The organism is Streptomyces sp. NPDC001634, assembly GCF_040298185.1.
In the GTDB taxonomy this organism is placed as follows: domain Bacteria; phylum Actinomycetota; class Actinomycetes; order Streptomycetales; family Streptomycetaceae; genus Streptomyces.
In genome coordinates, this window is record NZ_JBEOZU010000201.1 from 1 (window position 1) to 3,161 (window position 3,161).

A 3,161-nucleotide genomic window follows, 5' to 3' on the forward strand; every position below is an offset into this window, starting at 1 on the left:
TCAGGACTCCATCGCACCGACAGCCTCACCGACATCGAATCTCTACGGCTCGCAATATAGGCGATACAAGGGCAACTAAGGTGAAAACGACCTCTTAAAGAGCGTTTTGTCCCGGCGAGGTTGCTTGGTTCGAGATTTAGGTGTCGCGCCAGTTCGGGGTGGATTCGCGAGTGAGGCGTCGGCTTATGAAGTCGATCATCGCGACGTGGATTATGGCTTCGGAGCGGTGGGGGTGCCTTTCATAGTCGCGGGCGAGGCGGCGGTGATGCATGAGTCAGCCGAAGGACCGCTCTACCACCCAACGTCGGTGGATCACCTTGAATCCCTTGCTGCCGGGGTCGCGTTGAACGACTTCCACGTCGATGCCGAGGTGGGCGCCGTGGTCGATGACTTTGGTGCGGTAGCCGGTGTCGGCCCACGCCTTGGTCACTCGCGGACTCGTGGCGGCGATCTGGGAGAGCAGGTGGATGCCGCCGGCGTTGTCGGAGACGCTGGCCGCGGTCACCCAGACGGCCAGCAGCAGGCCGAGGTGGCGTTTGCGGCCTGCGATTTTCTTGCCCGCGTCAATGCCCTGGCTGGCGGCGGGCACGTTGGCCGAGGTCGCAGGTCGTGCTCGGGCGGGCGGCCGATGTCCAGGCCCCCTGCCCCTACGCTCGGCCCGCCGAGCGGTGAGAATGGGGCCGATCAACCCCCAGCGGGCATCGGACAGGTCGCTGGGATACGGGCGCTGTCGCGTCATGTTTCGGTAGTACCGTCGGACGCGGTAGTAACCCAGGGCGCAAACGGCGTCAATCAGGGGCGCCTTGGGATCAGAAGCCGTTGCTCTATCGATCTTGGTGAGCGTGGGTTCGATTGCGACAGCCCGGTCGGGTGATCTTGTGGCGTGTCGTGCATGAAGACAGGGCCCCTGGTGCAGCTCGTGGTTGTCGAAGACCGCGAGCGCGCCAGGAGGCCCTGATGCCGCATTTGTGCGCCCTGGCGCCGGCTGGCTCCAACTCGGCTGCACGTGAGTGTGATTGTCTCGCTCACCGGTTCGGGAACGCCAGAGACCGTCCGCACAGGCTGCCGAGGTATCCGTCCGACATGAGCGAGGCGGAGTGGGCTATCGTGCGCGACGCGATGCCCGTCCCGGGGTGGCTGGAGGGACACGGCGGACAACCGGAGGGCTACTGTCACCGGCAGATGGTCGACGCGGTGCGCTACCTGGTCGCCGGCGGCATCACCTGGAGGGCGATGCCCGCGGACTTCCCCGCATGGGACCGCGTCTACGCCTTCTTCCGTCGCTGGAGGAACAAAGGCCTGGTTACCGAGTTCCACGACCGGCTGCGGGAGAGGACCCGCGAGGCGGCGGGCCGGGATCCAGAGCCGACCGCGGGCATCATCGACGCGCAATCGGTGAAGGCGGCCGCGTCGGTGCCGGCCGAGAGCCGGGGATTCGACGGCGGGAAGAAGGTCAACGGCCGCAAGCGGCACATCGTGGTGGACGCCCTCGGGCTGCTGCTGGTGGTGCTGGTCACCGCGGCCTCGGTCACCGACCGCGACGCGGGGCAGACGCTGCTGGCCCGACTTCACGAGCGGCACTGGCGCATCACGCTGGTGTGGGCCGACGGCGGCTACACCGGGCGCTTGGTGGGCCTCGCCCGCGAAGCCTGGCGGATCGCGCTCAACGTGGTCAGACGCAGCGACGACGCTACCGGGTTCACGGTGCTGCCCAAGAGGTGGCTGGTCGAGCGGACGTTCGCCTGGCTGATGCGCTCACGCCGCCTCGCCCGCGACTACGAGGGCCGCACCGACAGCTCGGAGGCGATGATCCGGTGGTCGATGAGCATGGTCATGAGCCGCCGACTCGCCCGGCGACCACGCTGATTCCACCGTGTTCAACTTCAGGACAGGGATTCGTAGAACGGGCGGTCAGGCGCGAAGTTGCGAGAACATATCGTCACGTCCTCACCCCTGAGATAAGCCAGCAACCATTCACTGAACGTCATCTCATGGAGAGTCCAGGCCGGACTGTCAAGCTCCTGAACTAGGACGCGCCAGGGCGACAAGGGTCCACCTGGAACACGAAGGAAAACCCATTCTCCCGTCGTGGCCGACGCCACCGGCATCAACTCACCGGGGTTCGCCCCAGCCGGACTTGGCAGGAACTCTGCCATGTCCTCCTCCCGCCACATCGCGAGATCCCCCTGATGGTTTCTCCCAGGCTGTGCAGGAGATGGCCGGCGGGGTGCTCCAGGTACAACTGCCCGTTGATCTGGATCGAACCGTAGGCATTCACGATCTCGCGGAAGTCCGCAGGGAAAGCGATACCGAAATCCCGCTCCATTTCAACCCACGGCGCCGCATCCGACCAGTTGAATCGGGGTTCACCCAACAGGGATCGGATCTCTGAAAGCGTCGCCACTACTAAGCCCCTTCTACCAGGTTCCGGACGTCCTGGCCGGTACCCCCGCCCCGGTAGCCTACGAGCCGCCGGCTCGCCCGGCGACCACGCTGAACGTCCCCGGACGTGCCTCGGCCAGCCAGCCCCGCGCGACCAGGCGCTTCGCTTTCGACCGCACCCCCTCGACCTTCGCCGGAACCGCCTCCAGGCCGAGCGCCACTGCCAGTTGCCGACAGTCCATCGCCTCCCCGCCCGACCCGCTCCCACCGGCCAGGACATCCACGAGCCGACGGTAGTCGGGCGCCAGCACACCGATATCGAGGCCGTCCCTCCACACTGGCACTACCGAACCCGGCACAGCCGTGGCAGTCCGCGCCGGCCCACCTGCCACCACGACCGGCGGCACCTCATCGCCCCCGCGAGACTCAGCCAGGACCAGTCCGACCGTCTCCCTGGCGATCACGAATCGCTCCCACGCGGCCTCCGCCTCCCGCAGCTCGGCCTGAAGAGCTTCCACCCGCTGCCGAGCGGCACGCTCGTGCTCCTCCAACAGCCCCATCACAGACGGCATCCCGACACCTCCACTGCAGAGACGACACGACACCTCGTCTCTGCCGCCGAAGCCCCGGCCCTATGCCTCACCAGCGGGAACACACCCGCCGCTCGCGGAAAGGCAACGGCTTCTGAGCGGCCTGGCTGGGGCGGCCGCCGGGTACGGCGCCGCTGTCCTGTGCGAGGTAGGGGGCGAGTACCGAGGGGACCAGCCCGGGGACGAAGA

Annotated in this window: 2 protein-coding genes and 1 pseudogene; 1 reads left to right on the plus strand and 2 read right to left on the minus strand. The window is 67.0% G+C overall.

Annotated features, from left to right (window positions below; all coding sequences use genetic code 11):
• Nucleotides 1-136: 136 nt before the first annotated feature.
• Nucleotides 137-601, minus strand: a pseudogene (locus ABT186_RS47420) (transposase); the annotation flags it as partial.
• Nucleotides 602-1,083: 482 nt separating this feature from the next.
• On the opposite strand from ABT186_RS47420, the gene ABT186_RS47425 reads away from it, so the two are divergent.
• Nucleotides 1,084-1,866, plus strand: a complete 783-nt coding sequence (locus ABT186_RS47425; RefSeq protein ID WP_351930635.1) for an IS5 family transposase — start codon at nt 1,084-1,086, stop codon at nt 1,864-1,866.
• Between the two features lie 596 nt (nt 1,867-2,462).
• Here the strand turns inward: ABT186_RS47425 and ABT186_RS47430 are convergent.
• Complete coding sequence (locus tag ABT186_RS47430; protein ID WP_351930637.1) at nt 2,463-2,954, minus strand: hypothetical protein; 492 nt, start codon at nt 2,952-2,954, stop codon at nt 2,463-2,465.
• Nucleotides 2,955-3,161 lie beyond the last annotated feature (207 nt).

What these genes read in the sequence shown, in the direction of transcription:
- ABT186_RS47425 (WP_351930635.1), top strand. Translation starts at nt 1,084, where the DNA reads ATGAGCGAGGCGGAGTGGGCTATCGTGCGCGACGCGATGCCCGTCCCG.
- ABT186_RS47430 (WP_351930637.1), bottom strand. Translation starts at nt 2,954, where the DNA reads ATGCCGTCTGTGATGGGGCTGTTGGAGGAGCACGAGCGTGCCGCTCGG.